This is a genomic window from Rhodococcus sp. C26F, assembly GCF_053345925.1.
The window spans coordinates 77,053-99,915 of the sequence record NZ_JBKFBA010000003.1; the positions used below are offsets into that span (position 1 = coordinate 77,053).

The following is a 22,863-nucleotide window of genomic DNA, read 5'->3' on the forward strand; positions in this document are numbered from 1 at the left end:
CCCGAGCGGTGTCGACCCCGATACCGGTGCCGTCGACGGACCGGCGATCACGGCCACGGTGACCGTCACCTTCGGCGCCTACAAGCCGGTCCATGCACTCGCCGCCGCGCGCTGCGGTCGCGTCGAACTCGTCGACATCGGACTCACACTCCCGGAGGCCGGGCTGGTCGCGGCGGAACCGTCCGAGATCGGCGCGATCTGGCCGGTGCCGGGCGCCGAGGACGACAAGTACTCCCAGGGTGTGGTGGGTATCCGTGCCGGCAGCGCCCGGTATCCGGGGGCGGGTGTGCTGTGCACGGGAGCGGCCGTCGCCGCGACCTCCGGCATGGTGCGCTACGCCGGGTCGGGTGCCTCCGAGGTGCTCGCGCGGTTCCCCGAGGTCGTCGTGTCGCCCTCGGTGGCCGAGACCGGGCGGGTGCAGGCCTGGGTCGTGGGGCCGGGTGCCGGTACCGACGATGAGGCCTGCGCGAACCTGCGCGACATCCTCGCCACCGACCTGCCGGTGCTCGTCGACGCCGACGGACTCACGCTCCTCGCCCGCGAACCCGGTCTCGTGCGGGGCCGGTCCGCGCACACCCTGCTCACCCCGCACGCCGGCGAGTTCGCACGCCTGACCGGGAACCGCCCCGAACCGGACCGGGTCGCGGCGGTACGTTCCCTCGCCGCCGACTGGGGAGTGCACGTGCTGCTCAAGGGGCGCGCGACGCTCGTGGCACGGCCCGACGGGCATGTCTTCGTCAATGATGCGGGCGGGTCGTGGGCGTCGACCGCGGGTGCCGGGGACGTGTTGGCCGGTGTCATCGGGTCGTTGCTCTCGTCGGGCATGCCGGTGGACCTGGCCGCGGCGGCCGGTGCTCGGGCCCACGCCCTCGCCGCGAACCTGGCCGCGCAGGACCCGGAGTCCCCCGGAGCGGCGCCGACCTCGGCGAGCGCGATCCTCTCGCGACTCGGCGACTCGATTCGTCTGCTGCGCACCCACATTGCCGAATCGTGACGTGGCACACGGGGACACGACGTCGGCGTCCGACGGCACAGTGGCAGGATCGACAGACGTGACCACGACCCAACGCACCCCGCGACCTGCACGTACCGTCCTTCCCCAAGCCGAAGCCGTCATCGATCTCGATGCCGTGGCGGAGAACGTACGAGCGCTCCGGGAGTACGCGGGTCCGGCTGCGGTCATGGCCGTCGTCAAGGCCGACGCCTACAACCACGGGGCCGTGCCGGTCGCGCGTGCCGCGCTCGCCGCAGGCGCCCGCGAACTGGGTGTGACGACGCTCGGCGAGGCCCTCGAACTCCGCGCCGCGGGTATCGAGGCTCCGATCCTGTCGTGGCTGCACACCGCCGACTCCGATTTCGCTCCCGCCGTCGAGGCCGGGGTCGAACTGGGCCTGTCCTCGCCGCGGCATCTCGCGGCCGTCGTCGAGGTGGCGCGGCAGGTCGGGGTCACCGCGACCGTCACGGTCAAGGTCGACACCGGCCTCAACCGCAACGGTGTCGCCGTCGACGAGTGGGACGACATGCTGCGCGACCTGGGCCGGGCACAGGCCGAAGGTGTCGTGCGCCTGCGTGGAGCCTTTTCGCACCTCGCCCACGGCGACGAACCCGAGCATCCGGGCAACGCCGAGCAGCGCGACCGGCTGAGCAAGGCCGTCGCGGATCTGCGGCGGCACCATCTGGCTCCCGAAGTGGTGCACCTGTCGAATTCCGCGGCCACCGTCACCCGTCCCGACCTGCGATTCGACATGGTTCGGCCCGGAATTGCGATGTACGGGTTGACACCGATCCCGGAACTCGGCGACCTGGGCTTCCGGCCGGTGATGACCGTGCGGGCGAGGGTGGTGCTGGTGAAGAAGGTGAAGGCGGGAGACGGCGTGTCCTACGGGCACACCTGGACTGCTCCCGCGGATACGACGGTGGCGCTGCTGCCCATGGGATATGCGGACGGGATCCGCCGCAATCTCAGCGGGCGCATCGAGGTGCAGCTCGGCGGGCGCCGGTGCCCGCAGATCGGGCGCGTGTGCATGGATCAGGTCGTCGTCGACCTCGGCCCCGATGGGGCAGGAGTAAGCGAGGGCGACGAGGCGTTGTTCTTCGGTGACGGGCGTCACGGAGAGCCGAACGCCCAGGACTGGGCCGACAAGCTGGACACGATCAACTACGAGATCGTGACCGGCATCGGCGGACGGACCGTCCGGACCTATGTCGGAGCGAAGGGAGCGTGACGTCATGTCCCTCGTGAACAGGATGGGACTCCTCGGTGCGAGCCTTGCGACGCTCGCATCGTCGGCGGGACTGTACGCGGTCAAGACCGCGGGCGCGCCCGCCCACGAGATCTATCAGAACGAGGACTTCGACGAGATCCTCCGGCTCCCGCGCCGCATCGTGACCACCGAGGGCGGTGTCCCGCTCGTGGTCCGCGAGTGCGGCTCGGCCCTGGCTCCGCTCACCGTCGTGTTCGTCCACGGCTACTGCCTGCGCATGCAGGCCTGGCATATGCAGTACCGCCACCTGCGCGAACAGTGGGGACGTGACGTGCGTGCCGTCTTCTACGACCAGCGTGGTCACGGCGAATCCGGTTTCTCCGGTGCCGCGACGTGCACCATCGCGCAGCTCGGCCGCGACCTGGGCCGGGTGATCGACGAGGTCGCGCCCACCGGTCCGGTGGTGGTGGTGGGCCACTCGATGGGCGGCATGACCGCGATCGCGCTCGCCTCCCAGCGACCCGACCTGTTCGGTGAACGCATCGTGGGCGTCGGTCTCCTGGCGACCACCGCGGCAGGGCTCAGCAAGACCGGTATCGGACGCAATCTCGAGAACCCGGTGATCGACGCGTTCCGGTACGCGGCGCGTACCGCACCGGGATTCGTGCAGTTCGCGCGCGGCGCGGCCCGTGCCGTCGTGACACCGATCCTGCGTGCGGCGTCCTACGGCACGGTCGTGAGCCCCCGCCTGGTGAAGTTGTCCGACCGGATGCTCGACGAGACGTCGGTGCTCACCATCGTCAACTTCCTCCGCACCCTCGAACTGCACGACGAGTCCGCGGCGCTTCCGGTCCTGGGCACCGTGCCCGTGCTGGTGCTGTCCGGCGACGCCGACATGGTCATCCCGTACGCGAGTTCCGAGGCGCTGGCGGAGGAACTGCCCGACGTCGAACTCAAGCGGGTACGTGGTGCCGGGCACCTCGTGCAGCTGGAGTTCCCCGAGGTGGTCGACCGTGCCCTCGATCGTCTGATCCAGCGGAGTTTCACGCAGGGAGTGAACGGAAGGCAGATCGCAATTGGGTGAGTCGCAATCGAGTGGGCCGCAGGTGGGGGAGCAGACCATCGAACTGCCGACCGTGGAGGACACCGAGGCGTTCGGGCGCAGGCTTGCAGCCGAGCTGCGGGCCGGCGACCTCGTCGTGCTCGACGGGCCGCTCGGCGCGGGAAAGACGGCACTGACCCGCGGAATCGCCGCCGGCCTCGGGGTGGAGGGACGCGTGACCTCCCCGACCTTCGTCATCGCCCGCGAACACCGTCCCGGTAGTCCGGAGGGACGCGAACCGGTCGGGCTCGTCCACGTCGACGCCTACCGTCTCGGCGACGGACCGAACGCCCTCGACGAACTCGACGCGCTCGACCTCGACACCGACCTGACCGACACCGTCGTGGTGGTCGAATGGGGCGGTGGCCTGGTCGAACAGCTCGCGGAACGGCATCTGAGGGTCCGGCTCCGGCGCGACCCGGGCACCGACGTCCGCCGTGCCTCGTGGGAATGGATCGGCTGAGCCACCGGCAGCCCGCATGCCGGTGGCTTCCGTCACTGCACACCGACCGGGCAGGTCGCGCGGGGTAAGCTGGTACATCGTGCTCGTGCTCGCTGTCGATACCGCCACCCCCGCCGTGACCTCGGGAGTCGTCCGTCTCGACCGTGGTCGGGACGATGCCCGACCCGAGACGGTCGCTGCGCGCGTGCTCGACAATCCGCGAGCGCACGCCGAAGTCCTCACCCCGCAGATCCTCGAATGCCTCGCCGAGGCCGGCGCTGCCCCCACCGATCTCGACGCGATCGTCGTCGGCATCGGACCCGGCCCGTTCACGGGTCTCCGCGTCGGCATGGCCACTGCTGCGGCCTTCGGTGATGCGCTCGGCATCCCCGTGCACGGTGTGTGCAGCCTCGACGCGATCGCCGCGGACGTCCACCGGGAACACGGTACGGACGACGATCTGCTCGTCGTCACCGACGCCCGTCGTCGCGAGATCTACTGGGCACGCTATTCCGGCGGCCGCCGCGTCGAAGGGCCCGAGGTGCGCAAGCCCGCCGACGTGCCCGCCGAGCCGTCGGTGCGGGTGGCGGGCTCGTCGTCGCACGTCGCGCTGTTCGACCTTCCGGCGGTGGACGTGCAGACGCCGTCCCCGGCGGGCCTGGTAACCGTCGCCGCCGACGCCCTGCGCGCGGGCGCCGAACCGGAGCCGCTCGTGCCCCTGTACCTGCGTCGTCCCGACGCGGTGGAGACCGCGAACCGCCGAGCATGAACGCCACACCCGACGAGAATCCGGCCGACGAGAATCCCGCCGCCGCGAACGCGGTCGTCATCGACGCACTGCGCCCCGAGGATGCACCCCGCTGCGCCGAACTCGAACAGATCCTGTTCCCCGGCGACGACCCGTGGAGCGCCGACGCCTTCCGTTCGGAGCTGGCCTCGCCCCACAACCGCTACTTCGCGGCACGCGACCCGCAGGGCCGGCTGATCGGTTACGCGGGACTCGCGCGACTCGGTACGGCCATCGAACCCGAATCCGAGGTGCACACCATCGGTGTGGACCCCGCGGCGCGCCGCCGGGGGATCGGCGGAGCCCTCCTGGGGGAGTTGCTGGCCGTCGCCGACCGCTGGGGAGGGCCGGTCTTCCTCGAGGTGCGCACCGACAACGACGCGGCGATCGCCCTGTACCGGCGCGAGGGCTTCGAGATCGTCGGAACCAGGAAGCGTTACTACCAGCCGAGCGGCGCGGACGCGTACACGATGCGTCGTCCGGATCCGCGAGAGGAGTCACCGGCGTGAGCACCACCAGCCCCCGATTCGAGCTGCCCGAGCGCCCCGTCGTGATGGGCATCGAGAGTTCGTGCGACGAGACCGGTGTCGGCATCGTCCGCTGGGTGGGTGACGGCACCCTCGAGCTGATGGCCGACGCCGTCGCGTCGAGCGTGGACGAGCACGCCCGCTTCGGTGGTGTGGTGCCGGAGATCGCATCCCGCGCCCACCTCGAAGCCATGGTGCCGACGATGCGGCGCACCCTCGACGAGGCCGGGATCGAGAAGCCGGACGCGGTGTGCGTGACCATCGGGCCGGGTCTCGCGGGAGCACTTCTCGTCGGTGTCGCCGCCGCCAAGGCCTACGCGGCAGCGTGGAACGTGCCGTTCTTCGCGATCAACCACCTCGCGGGCCACGTCGCGGTCGACACCCTCGAGCACGGACCGATGCCGCCCTGCGTGGCGCTGCTCGTCTCCGGTGGTCACACCCACCTGCTGCACGTCGAACATCTCGGCAAACCCATCGTCGAACTCGGCACCACCGTCGACGACGCCGCCGGGGAGGCCTTCGACAAGGTCGCGCGACTGCTGGGGCTCGGTTATCCGGGCGGTCCCGAGGTCGACAGGCTGGCCCGCCAGGGCGACCCCTCCGCGGTCGTCTTTCCGCGGGGTATGACCGGTCCGCGCGACGCGCGTCACGACTTCTCGTTCTCCGGTCTCAAGACCGCGGTGGCCCGCTTCGTCGAAGCGAAGGAACGTGCGGGCGAGCCGGTGCCGGTCGCCGATGTCGCCGCGGGCTTCCAGGAGGCGGTGGCGGACGTGCTCACCATGAAAGCTGTGCGGGCCGCCCAGGATCTCGGTGTCGACACGCTCGTCCTCGGTGGTGGAGCGACCGCCAACAGCCGGTTGCGCGCACTCGCCGAGGAACGGTGCACTGCCGCGGGTATCACCCTGCGCGTGCCGCGACCGAAGCTGTGCACCGACAACGGCGTCATGATCGCGTCGCTGGGCGCGCATCTCCTCGCCGCGGGGGCGCAGCCGTCCTCGCTGGGCGCTGCGACGGATCCGGGCCTGTCGGTGTCGGTGTCGCAGGTCGTGGCCTGACCGTCCCGACCGACCCCCACCCGAGGAGGGGCGCGCTGCCTAGGTGGGGGCGATCTCCGAGGTCCCGGATCCGGTGGTGGTCTCCCCGGTGGTCGTTTCCCCCGTCGTGGTCTGTCCGGTGGACGGCACGGTCGTGCCCTCCTCCGTGACGGACGCGATCGTGGAGGACACGTCGGTCGGATATGCGCCGGTGGACGACGCGGACGGCGTCTCGGTCGGCGATGTGGTCGACGGGGGTGTCGGGCTCACATCGGTGCTCGGTTCGGTCGTCTCCGGATCGGTGGGCGCAGGGCTCGTCGTCTCCGGCGGCGTGGTCGGCTCGGTGGTGTCGGGAGCCGTCGTGTCGGGAGCCGTGGTGTCCGGAGCGGTCGTGTCCGGAGCCGTGGTGTCCGGATCGGGCCTCGGTGCGGTCTCGGAATCCGGCGACGTGAACGGTCGGTCCGTGTCGGACTCTTCCTTCGCTGTCGACCCGGGGGTCGGCACCTGATCGATCGGCGTGGGTGTCACGGTGGTGCTCGATGACTCGGGCACAGTGGGCCACGGATCCTGGGTCGACGGAACGGTGTGCTCGACGGTCGGCAACGGCCAGGGAACCGTCGTCGGCGCGGGTGCGTCCTGGGTGCTCCGGGACGTCACGGGTTCGGGCGGCGGGTCGTGGGACGGGACGGCCGACTCGCTGGGACCGGCCTCCTGCGTGGGGACGTCGCCGCTCGTGAAACGCGGCGACACCTGGGCGTCGCTGCTGTCGCGTTCGGTGAAGTGCTGGGTGGCGAAGCCGGCCATGATCGCACTGAGCACCAGGAGCCCGGCGACCGCACCGGAGACACGACCCGAGGACCGGTTGCCGGTGCGCGACAGGGCGCCGACCACGGTGTATCCGACCGAGGACGGGGAATCGGCCGACAGCGCCGCACCGATCGCGGCAGCCGCTCCCGGTTCGGGGACGGTGACGATCTCGCCGTCGAACTCCGCCGAGATCGCCGCGGCGAGGACGGGGGAGGCGGCCGCGCCCCCGATGAGGGCCATGGTCTCGGGGACCGGATCGGTGCTCGAGCAGATGCGCCGCGTGAACGCCGCCGCTTCGTCGGCGAGATCGGTCGTCAGTTCGTCCAGTTGCGCTCGGGTGAGGGTGACCGTCGCGTCGGGACCGGCTTCGGCGATGTCGATGCGGGTCGTCGTCGCCGAGGAGAGTGCCTCCTGGGCGCCCTGGCACCGGGCCGCCAGCAGGCCGGGGTCGATCTGCCTCCGGGTGCGCATCCGCTCGGTGGCGTTGCGGACATGATCGAGCACACGTGCGGTCAGGGCGTCGCCGCCGACGGTCTCGGTACGTGCGGACCGCAGCAGGGTGCCGGTCTCGCGGTCGAGGACGGAGACGGTCGTGCCGGTGGCTCCGATGTCCACGAGCGCGATCGCGCCGGGTTCGCGACGGACCCCCACGGTGTAGAGGTATTCGAGGGCGGCGGTGGTCTCCGGAACGAGGCGGACCATGTGGCCCGTCCGCTCGGCGGCCGTGCGGATCTCGTTCGCCTGTTCCTCGGTGCGGTATGCGACCGTGATGATGTCGGGACTGTCGGCTCCGCGGGCGGTCCCGCGAGGAGACGTGAGCGAGACGGCGTCGAAGACGAGATCTCCGAGATCGCGCCCGGGCTGCGACTCGGAGGCGAGTCTGCGGAATTCCGTTGTGGGCGCGTGTGCAGCATCGACGCGCAGGGCCGAGCCGACGCCGGAGGCGCCGACGGAGATGCCGAGCGACGTGGGCATTGTTCACCTTCCGTGCGTGATCGACGACCAGGCGTCCAGGGCCTACCTCGGCTGAGGTCACCGAACGATCACGCTCATGGGTTTCCGTTATTCAACCGTAACATGACGTCGGGTTCCACGCAGGTCGGCGTGTTTGCACCCGTTGCTCTTGAGCGCTGGCACTCTCGTGTATAGAGTGCTAGTGACACCGAGCGCCGGCCCGGCACCCGCGACGACGGGACGCGTGCGGAGTCACCGTGATGACTGAACACACCCGTGTTCGAGAACACCGGTTCTCGGACCCCATTACCCCTGAAAGTGGAGGGCTCATCGTGGCGAGCGTGAATATCAAGCCGCTCGAGGACAAGATCCTCGTCCAGGCCAACGAGGCCGAGACGACGACTGCCTCCGGCCTGGTCATCCCGGACACGGCGAAGGAGAAGCCCCAGGAGGGCACCGTCGTCGCCGTCGGCCCCGGCCGCTGGGACGAAGATGGCGACAAGCGCATCCCGTTGGACGTCAAGGAAGGCGACGTCGTCATCTACAGCAAGTACGGCGGAACCGAGATCAAGTACGCCGGCGAGGAGTACCTGATCCTGTCTGCGCGCGACGTCCTGGCTGTCGTCGCCAAGTAGGCCGCTTGCATTCCGCCCCGGTGTCCCGTTTCGGACCCGGGGCGGAATACGTTGGGGAACATCCGAGTCCAGGAGTAGTCGCAGAACATGTCCAAGCAAATCGAGTTCAACGAGACCGCGCGGCGGGCTCTCGAGCGCGGTGTCGACCAGCTGGCCGACGCCGTCAAGGTGACGCTCGGCCCGCGTGGCCGGCACGTCGTGCTCGCCAAGGCCTTCGGTGGTCCCACCGTCACGAACGACGGTGTGAGCATCGCCCGTGAGATCGAGCTGGAGGATCCGTTCGAGAACCTCGGCGCCCAGCTCGTCAAGAGTGTCGCGACCAAGACCAACGACGTCGCGGGTGACGGCACCACCACCGCGACCGTTCTCGCCCAGGCGCTCGTCAAGGCCGGCCTGAAGAACGTTGCCGCAGGCGCCAATCCGATCGCGCTCGGTGCCGGTATCGCCCAGGGTGCCGACAAGGTGAGCGAGGCTCTGCTCGCTGCCGCAACTCCCGTCGAGGGCAAGACCGCCATCGCGCAGGTCGCCACCGTGTCCTCGCGCGACGAGGAGATCGGTGAGATGGTCGGCGAGGCGCTGACCCGAGTCGGGGAGAACGGTGTCGTCACCGTCGAGGAATCCTCCACGCTGAGCACCGAACTGGTCGTCACCGAGGGCGTGCAGTTCGACAAGGGCTTCCTGTCGCCCTACTTCATCACGGACATCGACGCGCAGGAAGCCGTCCTCGAGGACGCGCTCGTCCTGCTGTACCGCGAGAAGATCAGCTCGCTTCCCGACTTCCTCCCGCTCCTCGAGAAGATCGCAGAGTCCGGCAAGCCGGTCCTGATCATCGCCGAGGACATCGAGGGCGAGCCGCTGTCGACCCTGGTGGTCAACGCGATCCGCAAGACCCTCAAGGCCGTTGCCGTCAAGGCTCCGTACTTCGGTGATCGCCGGAAGGCCTTCCTCGAAGACCTCGCCGTCGTCACCGCGGGTACGGTCATCAACTCCGATCTGGGTCTGTCCCTCAAGGAGGCCGGACTCGACCTGCTCGGCTCGGCCCGCCGCGTCGTCGTCACGAAGGACAGCACCACGATCGTCGACGGTGCCGGTACCGCCGAGGACATCGAGGCGCGCGCCGCTCAGCTGCGTCGTGAGATCGAGGCCACCGAGTCCGACTGGGACCGCGAGAAGCTCGAAGAGCGCCTCGCGAAGCTCGCCGGTGGCGTCGCCGTCATCCGTGTGGGTGCGGCGACCGAGACGGACCTCAAGGAGCGCAAGTTCCGCGTCGAGGACGCAGTCAACGCCGCGAAGGCGGCCATCGAGGAGGGCATCGTCCCCGGTGGCGGGTCGGCTCTCGTGCAGGCCGCACGCTCGCTCGAGGAGCTCCAGGCGTCCCTTTCCGGCGACGCCGCCACGGGCGTCGCCGCGCTGCGCACCGCGCTCACCGCGCCGCTGTACTGGATCGCCACGAACGCCGGCATCGACGGTGCGGTGGTCGTGAGCAAGGTCGAGGAGAGCGGTCAGGGCTTCAACGCCGCGACCCTCTCCTACGGCGACCTCGTCGCCGAGGGCGTCGTCGACCCGGTGAAGGTGACGCGCTCCGCTGTCGTCAACGCCGCGTCGGTGGCACGCATGGTGCTCACCACCGAGAGCGCCGTCGTCGACAAGCCGGAGGAAGAGGCCGAGGCCGGGCACGGCCACGGTCACGCGCACTGAGCGACCGGTCAGGGCCGCGGACCCGCCGCCCGGCGGGTCCGTAGGTCGAGCCGGACGTGAAAGTCGTTCCGGACGGCACGAATACAGCGAGGCCCCGCAAGGAATGTTCGCATTCCCTGCGGGGCCTTCGTCGTATCGACGCATCTCCTCCAACCGGCCTCCCGGTCGTACCGTCACGGTCGTGTCGACATGGTCACGACCATGACGGTGTTGACATGGTCACGACCTGACGGCGTCATCACGGGGCGGGTGACCGCCTCACACAGCGACCTTCCGCCGTCGTTGCCTCGTGTACATCTCCCGCTCGGTCTCCGACATGCCACCCCAGATGCCGTACGGCTCGGCGACGGCGAGGGCGTGGTCGCGGCAACGGGCCAGCACGGGGCAGGTGCGGCACAGCTCCTTCGCGCGGTTCTCCCGCTGGGCGCGGGCACGACCGCGCTCTCCGTCGGGGTGGAAGAACACCGAGGAGTCCACACCACGACACTTACCGTGCATCTGCCAATCCCAGAGGTCCGCGTTGGGGCCGGGCAGTGTGTGTGGTGCAGGCATGTGGCACTCCTTTGCAGCAAGCTCGCGTGAGTTGTGCGAGCGGACCGTGGACACATCGGGATTCCCGCTGTGATCCGGATCAAACAAACTCACCGTAGGATCTGTATCGATTCGTCGTCAATATTTTCGATGAGTGGGATAGTCCATAACCGAACGGCCAAGATTTAACCGCGGAAATATTTACTTTCGTGAGGAGTCGTGCCTGTGCGCTGCGGGCGGGGGCGATCCGGGGTATTGTCCGCTCCCGACGTGGGTCGAAGGTCCCTTACTCGCTGGTAACCCGGCCTTTCGGCGGCCGGATGTGGCTCCGACCCGGGCTCGGAGGGCAGGGGCGGCACCCTACATGCACCACGCATGTTTTAACGCGATGTTTAACAAAATGTTCGGAAATGTCTTCTGTGCATCTCGCGTTCCAATCATCGAGACTATTTGCGCTCACGGTGATAATTTCTCTCCGACAAATGCCCGGCGTCGTCCCGGAGCCCCGCGTATCGCCGGTATCCGCTGGTGCGATGATTCCGCGATGGCACATTCCGACGCCCGCCGGCGCACGGCACCGACACCCTCCGACCGCCACGCGATCCTGGTCGCCGCGGCCTTCGGCCCGACCCCGGGGGCGCATCCGCTCCCTGCGGCGCACGGACCCGAACAGAACTGGTTGCGGGCCGTCGCGCTCGGTGGGCAGGGACGTTACGCCGCCGCGCGGGCCGAGCTGGCCCGAGTGCGTGGAACCGGAGGAGTGTGGTCGTCGTTCGGAGCGAGCACCGAGGCCTCCCTTCTCCGTCAGTTGGGCGGACATCGCGCGGCCGCCGTCCTGGACGGACGTGCTCTCGCCGAGGCGGGGTCGCTGCGAACCAGCTCCGGGAACACTGTCGCCGCACGGCGCGACGTCGACACTGTCGCCGCACGGCGCGACGTCGACACTGTCGCCGCACGGCGCGACGTCGACACTGTCGCCGCACGGCGCGACGCCGATACTGTCGCTGCATGGTGCGACGCCGCCACGGGATTGGCGGCCGATGCGCTCGGGCGGGGCCGTCTCGCGGTGTGCGGGTCGCTCCTCGACCGATGCGCAGCCGCTCTCGACGCCGCCGAATCGGAAGCGGGGGAGAAGGCCTTCGTGCGACAGTGGATCCGTCTCGCATGGGTCGGGGCCGAATCCGCTCTCGCGGCAGGCGACTTCACCCGCGCGCGCAGCCGGGCGGACCGCGCGGTGGAACTCGCGGACGGATTCGGATCGATCCGGCACTCCGTGAAGTCGGACCTCGTGCGGTCGGCCTCTCTCACCGGACTGCCCGATCACGGTCCGGCCATGGACCTGGCCGCCGACGTCCTCGCGCGCGCGGAGGAACACGGACTCATTCCGCTGCAATGGGCCGCGGCGATGCTCCTCGACGGGCTGGGGGCAGGGAGAGACGCGGGTCGCGTCCGTGATCTCGATGCGGGTCGCGTCCGTGACTTCTGCGCGACCGTGATCAGGGGGCGTGGGGGTCGCTTCGTGACCTCGTCTGCCTGTTGAGTTCCATTCGCGCGCGGGGGGTGACCCGACCGGTCGGTCGTTGTAGTTACTCTGGGGGTGTTCCACGGTCAGGTGGAAGCCCGCCCGGGGGGGGTGGTGCCGTCTGTAACGCCAGGACTTGCGCAATCGATGACTGTTATGGGTGAGGAGTTGGACTCCGCGGTTGCTGCGGCTGCGCAAGGCGACCGGGCGGCTCTCGCTCAGGTTCTTGCAAGTGTCCGGCCCCTCGTCGTGCGGTACTGCCGCGCACGGGTCGGATCTGCAGAGCGCGGCCAGCTCTCTGCAGACGACGTTGCACAGGAGGTGTGCCTGGCCGTGATGACCGCTTTGCCGAGATATCAGGACCAAGGCCGCCCCTTCATGGCGTTCGTGTACGGGATCGCTGCTCACAAGGTCGCCGACGCGCACCGCAGTGCGGCGCGCAACCGCGCGGAACCCGTGGCGGATGTGCCGGAGGTGATGTCGCTCGACGACAGCCCCGAGGAATACGCGATCAACTCCGAGGCGGGCCGGCAGATGAAGCAGCTGCTGGGCATCCTCCCTGAGAAGCAGCGCGAGATCCTCATCCTCCGTCTCGTCATGGGATTGTCGGCCGAGGAGACGGCCGCAGCAGTGGGTAGTACTGCAGGAGCGATCAGGGTGGCCCAGCACCGGGCCATCGCGAGACTCAAGAAGGAAGTCACGAGAGCAGGTGAGCGGAATGGGTAGGGGGCGTTTCTCGGGCGACGGCTTCGACGACGAGTTTCCCGACGACGAAACCTCCGTGGACCTCGCCGCCGTGCGTCGTGATGACGCGCTGATCGATGCGATCTCCGGTAACGGGCTCGTCGAGACGAAGGACAACGAGGAGTACGAACTCGCCACTCTGCTCGCCGACTGGCGTGCGGAGATCCTAGCCGAACCGATGCCCGCCGGCCCCGACCTCGACGAAGTGGTCGCCGCCGTCCACCGGGAACTGGGAACACGGGAAACGCTCGCTCGGGCCCCGGAGGTCACCCCTCTGCGCCCGAGATCGAAGGGGCAACTCCGGTTGCTCCGTCCGCTCGCAGGTGCAGCAGCGCTCGTCGCCGTCGCCGTCGGCAGCGCGACCGCCGTGTCCTACGGCGCCGAGCCCGGCGACCCGTTGTGGGGCGTCAAGCAGGTCGTGTTCAGTGAGCAGGCGCAATCTACCGAGGCCCGGATCGACACCACATCGACCCTGGAGCGTGCCGAACAACTCATCGCAGAGGGCAACACGGAGGAAGCACGCGAGTTGCTGACGTCCGCGGAGTCCCGTTCGGGCGACGTCCGGGACGCGGAGGAGCGCGATGCGCTCGGCGACTGGGTGCAACGCCTCGCCGAGGAACTCGGCCGGTTGGTGCCGCAGGTGCCTCCGCCGCCGGCAGCGCCGGTGGCACCCGAGGTACCGGTGGTTCCCGGTGCCGTCGTGCCCCCGCCGGTCACGACGCCCGGCACGGAAGGGCAGCAGCCTGCCCCGACGACCGGTGCGGAAACCGGCACGACCGTGCCGCCCACTTCCACGACGGTGGATCCGACCATCCTGCAAGCGCCGCCGCCTCCGGTTTCGAACACCACGACGCCGTCGCAGACCGCGCCACCGCCGCCACCGCCCCCGTCGAGCACGCCGGCTCCGTCGGTGCCCAGCGAGGCTCCTCCGTCGACCTCGGCTTCTCCGACTCCCGCTCCGACGACGACGGCATCGTCGCCGCGGTCGACGCAGGACGGACCGGGAGCAGATTTCGCTCCGGGGTCCGTGACCACTTCGGAAGGCGGCTAGAAGTACCGAACGACCCGGGNNNCGGGCCCGGGTCGTTCGTGGAAGTGACGTGATGCGTGGTCCGCGTGGGGAACGGTCGGTCAGGAATCCAGACCGTAGGGGTCGACGGGAAGAGCCTCGTTCATGGACGCGTCCGCGTAGCCGCGGCAGTAGTCCCAGGTGACGTAGGCGTCGGGGGACGGATCGAAGGCCGGCTCGTGCGGTCTGACGGTGCCGTCGACGAGCAGCTGCAGCAGGTTCGCCCGCAGCATGTCCCAGTCGTGGTAGTGGTCCTGGTGGCAGTCCTCGCAGCACACCACGAGTCCGCGGACGCCGCGGGGAGCCAGCAGCGCCTCGTAGACGGCCAGGTCTGCGAGGTCCTCTTCCACCGCGAGCCGCTCCGCAGGATCCAGGGGCTGGCCCGGCTCGATCGCGTCCAGTGCTGCGGACGGATCGTCGGGGTCTCCTGCGAACGGGTCCGGTGGGAGTCCGGGAGGCAACTGATCACGCACGACTCCACGGTACGCAGACCGAGGGGGTCTGCGCCAGCGGTCGCCAGGGGACACGCCGTGAAATCACACGGGGTGATGTGACGAACATCGGGGAACAGGGTGGGAGCCGAGCTTGTTCCCCCGAACAGATAACATGAATGGGTGCGTGCCGCTCTCCAACCGCCCGTCGGTGCGACGAGCGCGCACAGCCTTCATTCATTCCCGCTGCCGGACGGTTCTGCCGTCCGCTCCCATCGACTGTCACGGAGGGTCCGAACCGCATGAGTAGTACCGGAGGGCGCGTGCACACCGGCGGTGACGACCCGAACAAGGTCGCAATGCTGGGTCTGACCTTCGACGACGTGCTGCTGCTTCCCGCGGCTTCCGACGTCGTCCCGAGTCAGGTCGACACGTCGAGTCAGCTCACCCGCGAGATCCGCCTGCGGATCCCGCTGGTCAGCTCCGCGATGGACACCGTCACCGAGTCCCGCATGGCCATCGCGATGGCCCGGGCCGGTGGTATGGGCGTGCTGCACCGCAACATGCCCACCGAGGTGCAGGCCGCGCAGGTCGAGACCGTCAAGCGGTCGGAGGCCGGCATGGTCACCGATCCCGTCACCTGCAAGCCGACCGACACGCTGGCCGAGGTCGACGCGAAGTGTGCGCGATTCCGCATCTCGGGTCTGCCGGTCACCGACGACGAGGGTCAGCTCGTCGGCATCATCACCAACCGCGACATGCGGTTCGAGGTCGACCAGAACCGCCCGGTCGCCGAGGTCATGACGAAGGCTCCGCTGGTCACGGCCCGCGAAGGCGTCACCGCCGAGGCCGCGCTCGGTCTCCTGCGTCGCCACAAGATCGAGAAGCTGCCGATCGTCGACGGTCAGGGCAAGCTCACCGGCTTGATCACCGTCAAGGACTTCGTCAAGACCGAGCAGCACCCCAACGCCACGAAGGACCGCGACGGCCGTCTGCTCGTCGGTGCCGCCGTGGGCGTCGGCGACGACTCCTGGACCCGCGCCATGACGCTGGTCGATGCCGGAGCCGACGTTCTCGTCGTCGACAGCGCCCACGGCCACTCGGCCAACGTGCTGTCGATGATCTCGAAGCTCAAGAGCGAGGTCGGCGACCGCGTGCAGATCATCGGCGGCAACGTCGCGACCCGCGAGGGCACCGAGGCGCTCATCAACGCCGGCGTCGACGCGGTCAAGGTCGGTATCGGCCCCGGCTCGATCTGCACCACGCGTGTCGTTGCGGGTGTCGGCGCGCCGCAGATCACGGCGATCCTCGAGGCGTCCACGGTGGCGCGCGCCCACGGCGTGCCGGTCATCGCCGACGGCGGTATGCAGTTCTCCGGCGACGTCGCCAAGGCTCTGGCGGCCGGTGCGTCCACCGCGATGCTCGGTTCGCTGCTCGCCGGCACCACCGAGTCCCCGGGTGAGCTGATCCTGGTGAACGGCAAGCAGTTCAAGAGCTACCGCGGCATGGGCTCGCTCGGCGCGATGCAGAGCCGCGGCGAAGCCAAGTCGTACTCGAAGGACCGCTACTTCCAGGACGACGTGCTCTCCGAGGACAAGCTCGTGCCCGAGGGCATCGAGGGACGCGTGCCGTTCCGCGGCCCGCTGCAGCAGGTCACGCACCAGCTCATCGGTGGCCTGCGCGCAGCGATGGGCTACACCGGCGCGACGACGATCGAGCAACTGCAGGAGGCGCAGTTCGTGCAGATCACCGCCGCCGGCCTCAAGGAGAGCCACCCGCACGACATCACGATCACCGCCGAGGCACCGAACTACGTGGTCCGGTAGTTTTCGCGTTCGCAGCAGGGTCCCGTTCCGAATAGGACGGGAGCATCGTCCAAGAGGAGAAAGGGGCGCGCGTGCGCGACCTCGTTGAAATCGGCATGGGTCGCACGGCCCGACGTACGTACGAGCTGGGCGACGTCGACATCGTCCCGTCGCGCCGGACGCGTTCGTCGAAGGAGGTGTCGACGGCCTGGCAGATCGACGCCTACCGTTTCGACATCCCGGTGCTGGCGCACCCCACCGACGCGCTGGTGTCGCCCACCTTCGCGGTCGAGCTGGGCAAGGCCGGCGGTCTCGGTGTCATCAACGGCGAGGGCCTGTGGGGTCGTCATGCCGATGTCGACGCCGTCGTCACCCGTCTCGCGGAGATCGCGAGCACGGATCCGCGCGCAGCCGTCCGCTACCTGCAGGAACTGCACGCGGCTCCGCTGCAGGGCGATCTGCTGGCCGCGGCCGTCGCACAGGTGCGGGATGCCGGGGTGACCACCGCGGTCCGCGTCAGCCCGCAGAATGCGCGCGCCCTCACGCCCGAACTCGTGAAGGCGGGCATCGATCTCCTCGTCGTCCAGGGCACCATCATCTCGGCCGAGCATGTGGCCCACGGTGAGGACGAGCCGCTGAACCTCAAGACGTTCATCTCGGAGCTCGACGTGCCGGTCATCGCCGGTGGTGTCAGCGACCACCGCACCGCGCTGCATCTGATGCGCACGGGTGCGGCCGGTGTCATCGTCGGCTTCGGCTCCACGAAGCAGGCGACCACCACGTCCTCTTCGCTCGGTATCGGCATCCCGATGGCCACGGCCATCGCCGACGCCGCTGCGGCCCGGCGCGACTACCTCGACGAGACCGGGGGCCGTTACGTCCACGTGCTCGCCGACGGCGACATCGAGAACGCCGGCGACCTCGCGAAGGCGATCGCGTGCGGCGCCGACGCGGTGGTGCTCGGCGCGCCCCTGGCTCTCGCCGAGGAGGCCGCGGGCAAGGGCTGGTACTGGCCGTCCGTGGCCGGGCATCCGTCGATGCCGCGCGGCGCTGCGGTCCGGATCGCCGAGGACGGACGACCGGGCCTCGGCCGGGTGCTGTTCGGCCCGTCCGATGACCCCTCCGGTTCGCTCAATCTCGTGGGCGGCCTGCGTCGATCCATGGCGAAGGCCGGATACTCCGATCTGAAGGAATTCCAGAAGGTCGGTCTGTCGGTCCGCGGATAAGGACCTTCCCGGTACATCCCGATGGCCGGTCACAGCGTCGCAGGACGCGGTGACCGGCCATCGATTTTTCTCACACTTCGTTTTCGTGCAACTCCGCGTAACGGGTAGAGTCGGGGCTGTGCCTGTAGTCACACCGCCGAAGTGCATACTGGCCGGTAACAACTCTCGTCGCTGGAGGTTCCATGGGTAAGCAACGGGTCACGGACTACGACGTCCTGATCGTCGGATCGGGTTTCGGTGGGAGCGTCACGGCGTTGCGCCTCGTGGAGAAGGGCTACAAGGTCGGCGTTCTCGAGGCCGGTCGCCGCTACGCCGACGCCGACTTCGCGAAGACCAGCTGGGACCTGCGCCGCTTCCTCTGGGCGCCCAAGCTCGGCTGCTTCGGCATCCAGCGCGTGCACCTGCTGCGCGACTGCCTGATCCTCGCCGGTGCCGGCGTGGGCGGCGGGTCGCTGAACTACGCGAACACCCTGTACAAGCCTCCGGCGCCGTTCTTCGAGGACCGCCAGTGGGCGCACATCACCGACTGGCAGGACGAACTGAGCCCGTACTACAACCAGGCGAAGCGGATGCTCGGCGTGGTGCAGTACGGCCGGATGACCGACGCCGACAAGGTGATCAAGTCGGTGGCCGACGACATGGGCGTCGGCGAGACCTTCATCCAGACGCCCGTGGGCGTGTTCTTCGGCGAACCCGGCCGCACGGTCGCCGATCCCTACTTCGGTGGCGTGGGCCCCGACCGCACCGGCTGCATCGAGTGCGGTGAGTGCATGACGGGATGCCGCCACGGTGCCAAGAACACCCTCGTGAAGAACTATCTGGGTCTCGCCGAGCGGGCGGGAGCCGAGATCGTCCCGCTGACCACCGTCACCGATCTCCGTCAGGCCGCCGACGGCACCTGGGACGTGATCACCGAACGCACCGGCGCGTGGGTCCGCAAGCGGCGGCGCACCTACACGGCCGCGCACGTCGTCCTCGCGGCCGGAACGTGGGGCACGCAGCACCTGCTGCACCACCTCAAGGACACCGGTGCGCTGCCCGAACTGTCCGACAAGGTCGGCGAACTGACCCGCACCAACTCCGAATCGATCGTCGGCGCCGGGAAGATGCGGATCGATCCCGATCTGAAGCTCACCGAGGGTGTCGCGATCACCTCGTCGTTCCACCCCACCCCCGACACGCACATCGAACCCGTGCGGTACGGCAAGGGATCGAACGCGATGGGCTTGCTGCAGACCCTCATGACCGACGGCGACGGACGCACCCCGCGCTGGGTGAAGTTCCTCGGGCAGGTCGTGCGGAACCCCGTGAAGATGCTGCGGATGCTCTCGGTGCACCGGTGGAGCGAGCGCACCATCATCGCGCTGGTGATGCAGAACCTCGACAACTCCATCACCACCTACACGACCAAGGGTCTGTTCGGCCGCCGCAAGGTCACGAGCAAACAGGGCCACGGGCAGCCGAATCCCACCTGGATCCCGGCCGGCAACGAGGCCACGCGCCGCATCGCCGAGAAGATCGACGGTGTCGCGGGCGGCACGTGGGGTGAGATCTTCAACATTCCGCTCACCGCACACTTCCTCGGTGGCGCCGTGATCGGATCCGATCGCGACCACGGGGTCATCGATCCGTACCACCGCGTCCACGGCTACCCGACGCTGAGCGTCGTCGACGGCGCCGCGGTCTCCGCGAACCTCGGTGTGAACCCCTCGCTCACCATCGCAGCGCAGGCCGAACGCGCTGCGTCGTTGTGGCCCAACAAGGGTGAGGACGACCAGCGTCCCGAGCAGGGACAGCCCTACCGTCGTATCGCGCCGATCGAACCGAAGAACCCCGTGGTGCCCGTCGACGCACCCGGTGCGTTGCGACTGCCGGTCGTCGAGGTCAAGCACAGCGGCGTCGCGTAGCGACCCGGAAGTGATCGGATGAGCGGCCGCGTCGGGAACACCCGGCGCGGCCGCTTAGACTGTTCGGGTGTCGTCGCAAAGCCAGCAGTCCAGACCGGTCGTCGTCGTCGATTTCGGAGCTCAGTACGCGCAGCTGATCGCTCGGCGCGTTCGTGAGGCCAACGTCTACTCGGAGGTCGTGCCCCACACGGCCGGTGTCGAGGAGATCGCGGCGAAGAACCCGCGCGCGGTGGTGCTGTCCGGTGGCCCCGCCAGCGTGTACGAGGAGGGCGCACCGCGTCTCGATCCCACGCTGTTCGATCTCGACGTCCCCGTCTTCGGCATCTGCTACGGCTTCCAGGCGATGGCGCAGGCGCTCGGCGGCACGGTCGCGCACACCGGCTCGCGCGAGTACGGCCGCACCGAGTTGTCGGTCTCCGGCGGTGTGCTGCACGACGGCCTGCCCGAGACGCAGCCCGTCTGGATGAGCCACGGCGACGGCGTCACCGAGGCCCCCGAGGGCTTCGAGGTCACGGCGACCAGCGCCGGTGCCCCGGTCGCGGCGTTCGAGGACCGCGCCCGTCGCCTCGCCGGTGTTCAGTACCACCCCGAGGTGCTGCACTCGCCCCACGGCCAGCAGGTGCTGAGCCGGTTCCTGCACGACATCGCCGGAATCCCGGGCGACTGGACCGCAGCGAACATCGCCGACGCGCTCGTCGAGCAGGTCCGCGAGCAGATCGGCGACGGTCGTGCCATCTGCGGCCTGTCCGGCGGCGTTGACTCCGCCGTGGCGGCCGCGCTGGTGCAGCGCGCCATCGGCGACCGCCTGACCTGTGTGTTCGTCGACCACGGCCTCATGCGCGAGGGCGAACGGCAGCAGGTCGAGAAGGACTTCGTCGCCGCGACGGGTGCCCGTCTGGTCACCGTCGACGCGTCCGAGACCTTCCTGCGCGAGCTCGCCGGCGTCACCGACCCCGAGACCAAGCGCAAGATCATCGGCCGCGAGTTCATCCGTTCCTTCGAGGGCGCGGTCTCCGAGGTGCTCGGCGAGGGTGCCGACAAGGGCGAGACCGTGAAGTTCCTCGTGCAGGGCACCCTGTACCCGGACGTCGTGGAGTCCGGCGGCGGTTCCGGCACCGCGAACATCAAGAGCCACCACAACGTCGGTGGACTTCCCGAGGACCTCGAGTTCGAGCTCGTCGAGCCGCTGCGCCTGCTGTTCAAGGACGAGGTGCGCGCGGTCGGACGTCAGCTCGGTCTGCCCGAGGAGATCGTCGGCCGCCAGCCGTTCCCCGGCCCCGGCCTCGGCATCCGCATCATCGGTGAGGTCACCCGCGAACGCCTCGAAATCCTGCGCCGCGCCGACTCGATCGCCCGCGAGGAGCTCACCTCCGCCGGCCTCGACGGACAGATCTGGCAGTGCCCGGTCGTGCTGCTCGCCGACGTCCGCAGCGTGGGCGTGCAGGGCGACGGCCGCACCTACGGACACCCGATCGTGCTGCGTCCGGTCTCCAGCGAGGACGCGATGACCGCCGACTGGACGCGCCTGCCCTACGAGACCCTCGAGCGGATCTCCACCCGCATCACCAACGAGGTGGCGGAGGTCAACCGAGTGGTGCTCGACGTGACGAGCAAGCCCCCGGGAACGATCGAGTGGGAGTGATTTTCGCTCGCCGTAAGCGGTGAGACGACGTCCCCCGGNCCGGGGGACGTCGCGTAGGTGGGGGTGGTTATCTCCGGCGGTTGGGGAGGAAGACCAGCACCGCTCCGATCAGCAGGGCCGCGCCCACCAGGACCCACCCGAGGTCGACGGCGGCGAGGAACTCGACCGAGAACGGTCCGATCATGGCCCATCCGCTCACGACCAGCGCTGCCAGTGCGGCGAGCAGGAGCAGGAGCGACGGTCCCTTGCGGGTGCGCTCGGTCCGATCCTCGGTGTGTGTTCCGGTTTCGTGATCAGCCACGACGCACCTCCAGAGATCCGAATTCCATGTTCGCGTTCAGGTCCAGGACCGGCCCGTCGTCGACTCCGTCGGCACCACCGTCGATGCCGGGGGCGGGGCATCCCCTGATCTCACCGGGACCGACCGTGCAGTCGGCGCGGACGTCCAGGTTCTCCGGCAACAGCACCTCGACGCTGCCGAACCGGCCGTCGACCTGCACCGTGCGGTCCTCGGTGAGTTCGAGTCCCCGCAGATCGAGGGTCATCGCCCCGAACTGGAAGCTGTACTCGGACTCGAGTTGATCGGTACTGGTCGGAGCCCAGGTTCGGTCGCCCCAGTTGGAGGTGTCGACCGGGCCGGCGATCGAGGCGAGGACGACGAATCCCAGGAGGGGGCCGGTGACGACGAGCAGTCCGTGCCCGCGGTGCAGGAACGCGCCGATCAGCAGGCCCAGACCGACGACCGCGAGAGCCACGGCACCCACCCGGGCGGGGGTCACCCAGGCCAGGTCGGCGGCGGCACCGAGCGCGCCGGTCACCGCAGCGGCGATCACGGCCAGTCCGAGAACCGTCGTGGTCAGGCGCGAGCGTCGATTCGTGACGATCGCGGGTTCGTGCTTCGGTGCCGGTTCGGGCAGATCCCATGCGAACGGGGCGACCCCGAGGGGATCCCATGCCGGCGGTGCCGAACGGTGGGGGGAGAGCGCGTCGACATCCGGGAGCGGAACGTCGGTGTCCTTGCGGTCGGTGTCCTTGCGTAGGTCGGGCATCGGGGACGTCTTCCTCTCCGTCGTCTCGGTGGGCGCTGTGGAATCGGTGCCCGAAGCAGGGGTGTCCGAGGCGTCGGTGGTGCTCAGGACCTCCGTCGCGTCGGTGGTCTGCGCAGGCGGGGTTGCCGCTGTGCTGGTTGTCTCCGTGCCGGCTGCCTCTCCGCTCGGTGTCGTCGTGGCCGCCGGACCCGCCTGCATGTGCCATGCACCGGTGTGTGCGCCCCACGGGGAGCAGTACGCGTTCGTCACCGGAGGCTGAGGAAAGGCCGCCTGGGTGGGGAAGGAGGTTCCCTCGGGCGCCGGCAGCACCGGCGGTTCGGGACGCCGCTGATAGAGCAGCCACCAACCGCCGAGCAGCAGGAGCGTTCCGATGAATCCGGAACCGCCCGAACCCGCACCCACCGGACCGATGGCACCCGCCGCGATCGCCAGGGCCACGAGGAGTACGACGACCTTGGTGGTCGAGTCCGAGCTCGCACCCCGCCCGACGAGCGATTCGAGCGAGGAGACCTGGTCGCCGTGACGGGGGAACATCAGCCAGGCGGCCAGATAGAGGACGAGACCGCCACCGCCGAACAGCGCCGACGCGACGAAGACGACACGGATCAGCACGGGATCGACGCCGTAGCGCACTCCGATACCCGAGCACACACCCGCGATGTGCCCCTCCTTCGGCAGACGCACCGGGCGGGTCCGCCACATGTCCGCCACCTGGTCCTGAAAGCTCCTCGTGTCCATGGCACCCAT

The 22,863-nt window shown here is 69.3% G+C and carries 21 protein-coding genes; 16 read left to right on the plus strand and 5 right to left on the minus strand.

The annotated features are described in order from the left end of the window. From ACLBYD_RS05560 to tsaD, 7 genes are all read left to right on the plus strand, one after another. Window positions 1-994, plus strand: a 994-nt coding sequence (locus ACLBYD_RS05560; RefSeq protein WP_447815698.1) for an NAD(P)H-hydrate dehydratase, incomplete at its 5' end; no start/stop codon positions are given. A gap of 58 nt (window positions 995-1,052) precedes the next feature. Then, on the plus strand, window positions 1,053-2,225 hold the full coding sequence (gene alr, locus ACLBYD_RS05565; RefSeq protein WP_277370032.1) for an alanine racemase: 1,173 nt from the start codon (window positions 1,053-1,055) through the stop codon (window positions 2,223-2,225). A gap of 4 nt (window positions 2,226-2,229) precedes the next feature. Beyond that, window positions 2,230-3,288 carry an alpha/beta fold hydrolase gene (locus tag ACLBYD_RS05570; protein WP_447815699.1) on the plus strand — a complete coding sequence of 353 codons (1,059 nt, stop codon included), beginning with the start codon at window positions 2,230-2,232 and terminating at the stop codon, window positions 3,286-3,288. A 22-nt stretch (window positions 3,289-3,310) separates the two neighbouring features. Continuing rightward, a complete protein-coding gene (gene tsaE / locus ACLBYD_RS05575; RefSeq protein WP_033097002.1) occupies window positions 3,311-3,769 on the plus strand; it encodes a tRNA (adenosine(37)-N6)-threonylcarbamoyltransferase complex ATPase subunit type 1 TsaE in 459 nt (152 codons plus the stop codon). Between the two features lie 79 nt (window positions 3,770-3,848). Then, window positions 3,849-4,517, plus strand: a complete 669-nt coding sequence (gene tsaB / locus ACLBYD_RS05580; protein ID WP_006550066.1) for a tRNA (adenosine(37)-N6)-threonylcarbamoyltransferase complex dimerization subunit type 1 TsaB — start codon at window positions 3,849-3,851, stop codon at window positions 4,515-4,517. After that, the gene (rimI, locus tag ACLBYD_RS05585) at window positions 4,514-5,044 is read left to right on the plus strand and encodes a ribosomal protein S18-alanine N-acetyltransferase (RefSeq protein ID WP_447815700.1); all 531 of its coding nucleotides are present in this window, start codon (window positions 4,514-4,516) and stop codon (window positions 5,042-5,044) included. The genes tsaB and rimI overlap by 4 nt, the downstream gene beginning before the upstream one ends. A 44-nt stretch (window positions 5,045-5,088) precedes the next feature. Then, complete coding sequence (gene tsaD / locus ACLBYD_RS05590; protein ID WP_447815861.1) at window positions 5,089-6,117, plus strand: tRNA (adenosine(37)-N6)-threonylcarbamoyltransferase complex transferase subunit TsaD; 1,029 nt, start codon at window positions 5,089-5,091, stop codon at window positions 6,115-6,117. Between the two features lie 39 nt (window positions 6,118-6,156). On the opposite strand, the gene ACLBYD_RS05595 is transcribed toward tsaD, so the two are convergent. Next, window positions 6,157-7,878 (minus strand): Hsp70 family protein, encoded by a 1,722-nt coding sequence (locus ACLBYD_RS05595; protein WP_447815701.1) that lies wholly within the window; start codon window positions 7,876-7,878, stop codon window positions 6,157-6,159. A 311-nt stretch (window positions 7,879-8,189) separates the two neighbouring features. On the opposite strand from ACLBYD_RS05595, the gene groES reads away from it, so the two are divergent. Then, window positions 8,190-8,492 (plus strand): co-chaperone GroES, encoded by a 303-nt coding sequence (gene groES / locus ACLBYD_RS05600; protein WP_006550071.1) that lies wholly within the window; start codon window positions 8,190-8,192, stop codon window positions 8,490-8,492. Window positions 8,493-8,579: 87 nt separating this feature from the next. Continuing rightward, window positions 8,580-10,190: a chaperonin GroEL gene (gene groL, locus ACLBYD_RS05605; protein WP_277370028.1), complete on the plus strand. Its 1,611-nt coding sequence runs from the start codon at window positions 8,580-8,582 to the stop codon at window positions 10,188-10,190. A gap of 258 nt (window positions 10,191-10,448) precedes the next feature. Here the strand turns inward: groL and ACLBYD_RS05610 are convergent, their stop codons facing one another. Then, entirely contained in the window at window positions 10,449-10,742 is a 294-nt protein-coding gene (locus ACLBYD_RS05610) for a WhiB family transcriptional regulator (protein WP_006550073.1), read from the minus strand. Between the two features lie 523 nt (window positions 10,743-11,265). Here ACLBYD_RS05610 and ACLBYD_RS05615 point away from each other — a divergent pair. The 3 genes from ACLBYD_RS05615 (at window position 11,266) to ACLBYD_RS05625 (ending at window position 14,038) form a co-directional block, all read left to right on the plus strand. Beyond that, window positions 11,266-12,261: a hypothetical protein gene (locus ACLBYD_RS05615; protein ID WP_447815702.1), complete on the plus strand. Its 996-nt coding sequence runs from the start codon at window positions 11,266-11,268 to the stop codon at window positions 12,259-12,261. 129 nt (window positions 12,262-12,390) lie between these two features. After that, window positions 12,391-12,969 carry a sigma-70 family RNA polymerase sigma factor gene (locus ACLBYD_RS05620; protein WP_019288580.1) on the plus strand — a complete coding sequence of 193 codons (579 nt, stop codon included), beginning with the start codon at window positions 12,391-12,393 and terminating at the stop codon, window positions 12,967-12,969. Continuing rightward, a complete protein-coding gene (locus ACLBYD_RS05625; protein WP_447815703.1) occupies window positions 12,962-14,038 on the plus strand; it encodes an anti-sigma-D factor RsdA in 1,077 nt (358 codons plus the stop codon). Before ACLBYD_RS05620 ends, ACLBYD_RS05625 begins: the two co-directional genes overlap by 8 nt. An 80-nt stretch (window positions 14,039-14,118) precedes the next feature. Here ACLBYD_RS05625 and ACLBYD_RS05630 read toward each other — a convergent pair whose 3' ends face one another. After that, window positions 14,119-14,529 carry a DUF5319 domain-containing protein gene (locus ACLBYD_RS05630; RefSeq protein WP_006550077.1) on the minus strand — a complete coding sequence of 137 codons (411 nt, stop codon included), beginning with the start codon at window positions 14,527-14,529 and terminating at the stop codon, window positions 14,119-14,121. A 260-nt stretch (window positions 14,530-14,789) separates the two neighbouring features. On the opposite strand from ACLBYD_RS05630, the gene guaB reads away from it, so the two are divergent. The 4 genes from guaB to guaA all read left to right on the plus strand — a co-directional run bounded on the left by guaB (window position 14,790) and on the right by guaA (window position 21,067). Beyond that, window positions 14,790-16,313 carry an IMP dehydrogenase gene (gene guaB, locus ACLBYD_RS05635; RefSeq protein ID WP_447815704.1) on the plus strand — a complete coding sequence of 508 codons (1,524 nt, stop codon included), beginning with the start codon at window positions 14,790-14,792 and terminating at the stop codon, window positions 16,311-16,313. Window positions 16,314-16,384: 71 nt separating this feature from the next. After that, window positions 16,385-17,518: a GuaB3 family IMP dehydrogenase-related protein gene (locus ACLBYD_RS05640; RefSeq protein WP_447815705.1), complete on the plus strand. Its 1,134-nt coding sequence runs from the start codon at window positions 16,385-16,387 to the stop codon at window positions 17,516-17,518. Window positions 17,519-17,700: 182 nt separating this feature from the next. Next, window positions 17,701-19,425 carry a GMC oxidoreductase gene (locus tag ACLBYD_RS05645; protein WP_447815706.1) on the plus strand — a complete coding sequence of 575 codons (1,725 nt, stop codon included), beginning with the start codon at window positions 17,701-17,703 and terminating at the stop codon, window positions 19,423-19,425. A 67-nt stretch (window positions 19,426-19,492) separates the two neighbouring features. Beyond that, entirely contained in the window at window positions 19,493-21,067 is a 1,575-nt protein-coding gene (gene guaA, locus ACLBYD_RS05650) for a glutamine-hydrolyzing GMP synthase (protein ID WP_024101587.1), read from the plus strand. Between the two features lie 67 nt (window positions 21,068-21,134). Here guaA and ACLBYD_RS05655 read toward each other — a convergent pair whose 3' ends face one another. Both ACLBYD_RS05655 and ACLBYD_RS05660 read right to left on the minus strand, forming a co-directional pair. Then, complete coding sequence (locus ACLBYD_RS05655; RefSeq protein ID WP_006550082.1) at window positions 21,135-21,368, minus strand: hypothetical protein; 234 nt, start codon at window positions 21,366-21,368, stop codon at window positions 21,135-21,137. Continuing rightward, a complete protein-coding gene (locus ACLBYD_RS05660) occupies window positions 21,361-22,854 on the minus strand; it encodes a PspC domain-containing protein (RefSeq protein ID WP_447815707.1) in 1,494 nt (497 codons plus the stop codon). Before ACLBYD_RS05660 ends, ACLBYD_RS05655 begins: the two co-directional genes overlap by 8 nt. Between the last annotated feature and the right edge of the window lie 9 nt (window positions 22,855-22,863).

What these genes read in the sequence shown, in the direction of transcription:
- ACLBYD_RS05570 (WP_447815699.1), top strand. Translation starts at nt 2,230, where the DNA reads ATGTCCCTCGTGAACAGGATGGGACTCCTCGGTGCGAGCCTTGCGACG.
- rimI (WP_447815700.1), top strand. Translation starts at nt 4,514, where the DNA reads ATGAACGCCACACCCGACGAGAATCCGGCCGACGAGAATCCCGCCGCC.
- tsaD (WP_447815861.1), top strand. Translation starts at nt 5,089, where the DNA reads ATGGGCATCGAGAGTTCGTGCGACGAGACCGGTGTCGGCATCGTCCGC.
- ACLBYD_RS05595 (WP_447815701.1), bottom strand. Translation starts at nt 7,878, where the DNA reads ATGCCCACGTCGCTCGGCATCTCCGTCGGCGCCTCCGGCGTCGGCTCG.
- groL (WP_277370028.1), top strand. Translation starts at nt 8,580, where the DNA reads ATGTCCAAGCAAATCGAGTTCAACGAGACCGCGCGGCGGGCTCTCGAG.
- ACLBYD_RS05610 (WP_006550073.1), bottom strand. Translation starts at nt 10,742, where the DNA reads ATGCCTGCACCACACACACTGCCCGGCCCCAACGCGGACCTCTGGGAT.
- ACLBYD_RS05615 (WP_447815702.1), top strand. Translation starts at nt 11,266, where the DNA reads ATGGCACATTCCGACGCCCGCCGGCGCACGGCACCGACACCCTCCGAC.
- ACLBYD_RS05620 (WP_019288580.1), top strand. Translation starts at nt 12,391, where the DNA reads ATGACTGTTATGGGTGAGGAGTTGGACTCCGCGGTTGCTGCGGCTGCG.
- ACLBYD_RS05625 (WP_447815703.1), top strand. Translation starts at nt 12,962, where the DNA reads ATGGGTAGGGGGCGTTTCTCGGGCGACGGCTTCGACGACGAGTTTCCC.
- guaB (WP_447815704.1), top strand. Translation starts at nt 14,790, where the DNA reads ATGAGTAGTACCGGAGGGCGCGTGCACACCGGCGGTGACGACCCGAAC.
- ACLBYD_RS05645 (WP_447815706.1), top strand. Translation starts at nt 17,701, where the DNA reads ATGGGTAAGCAACGGGTCACGGACTACGACGTCCTGATCGTCGGATCG.
- ACLBYD_RS05660 (WP_447815707.1), bottom strand. Translation starts at nt 22,854, where the DNA reads ATGGACACGAGGAGCTTTCAGGACCAGGTGGCGGACATGTGGCGGACC.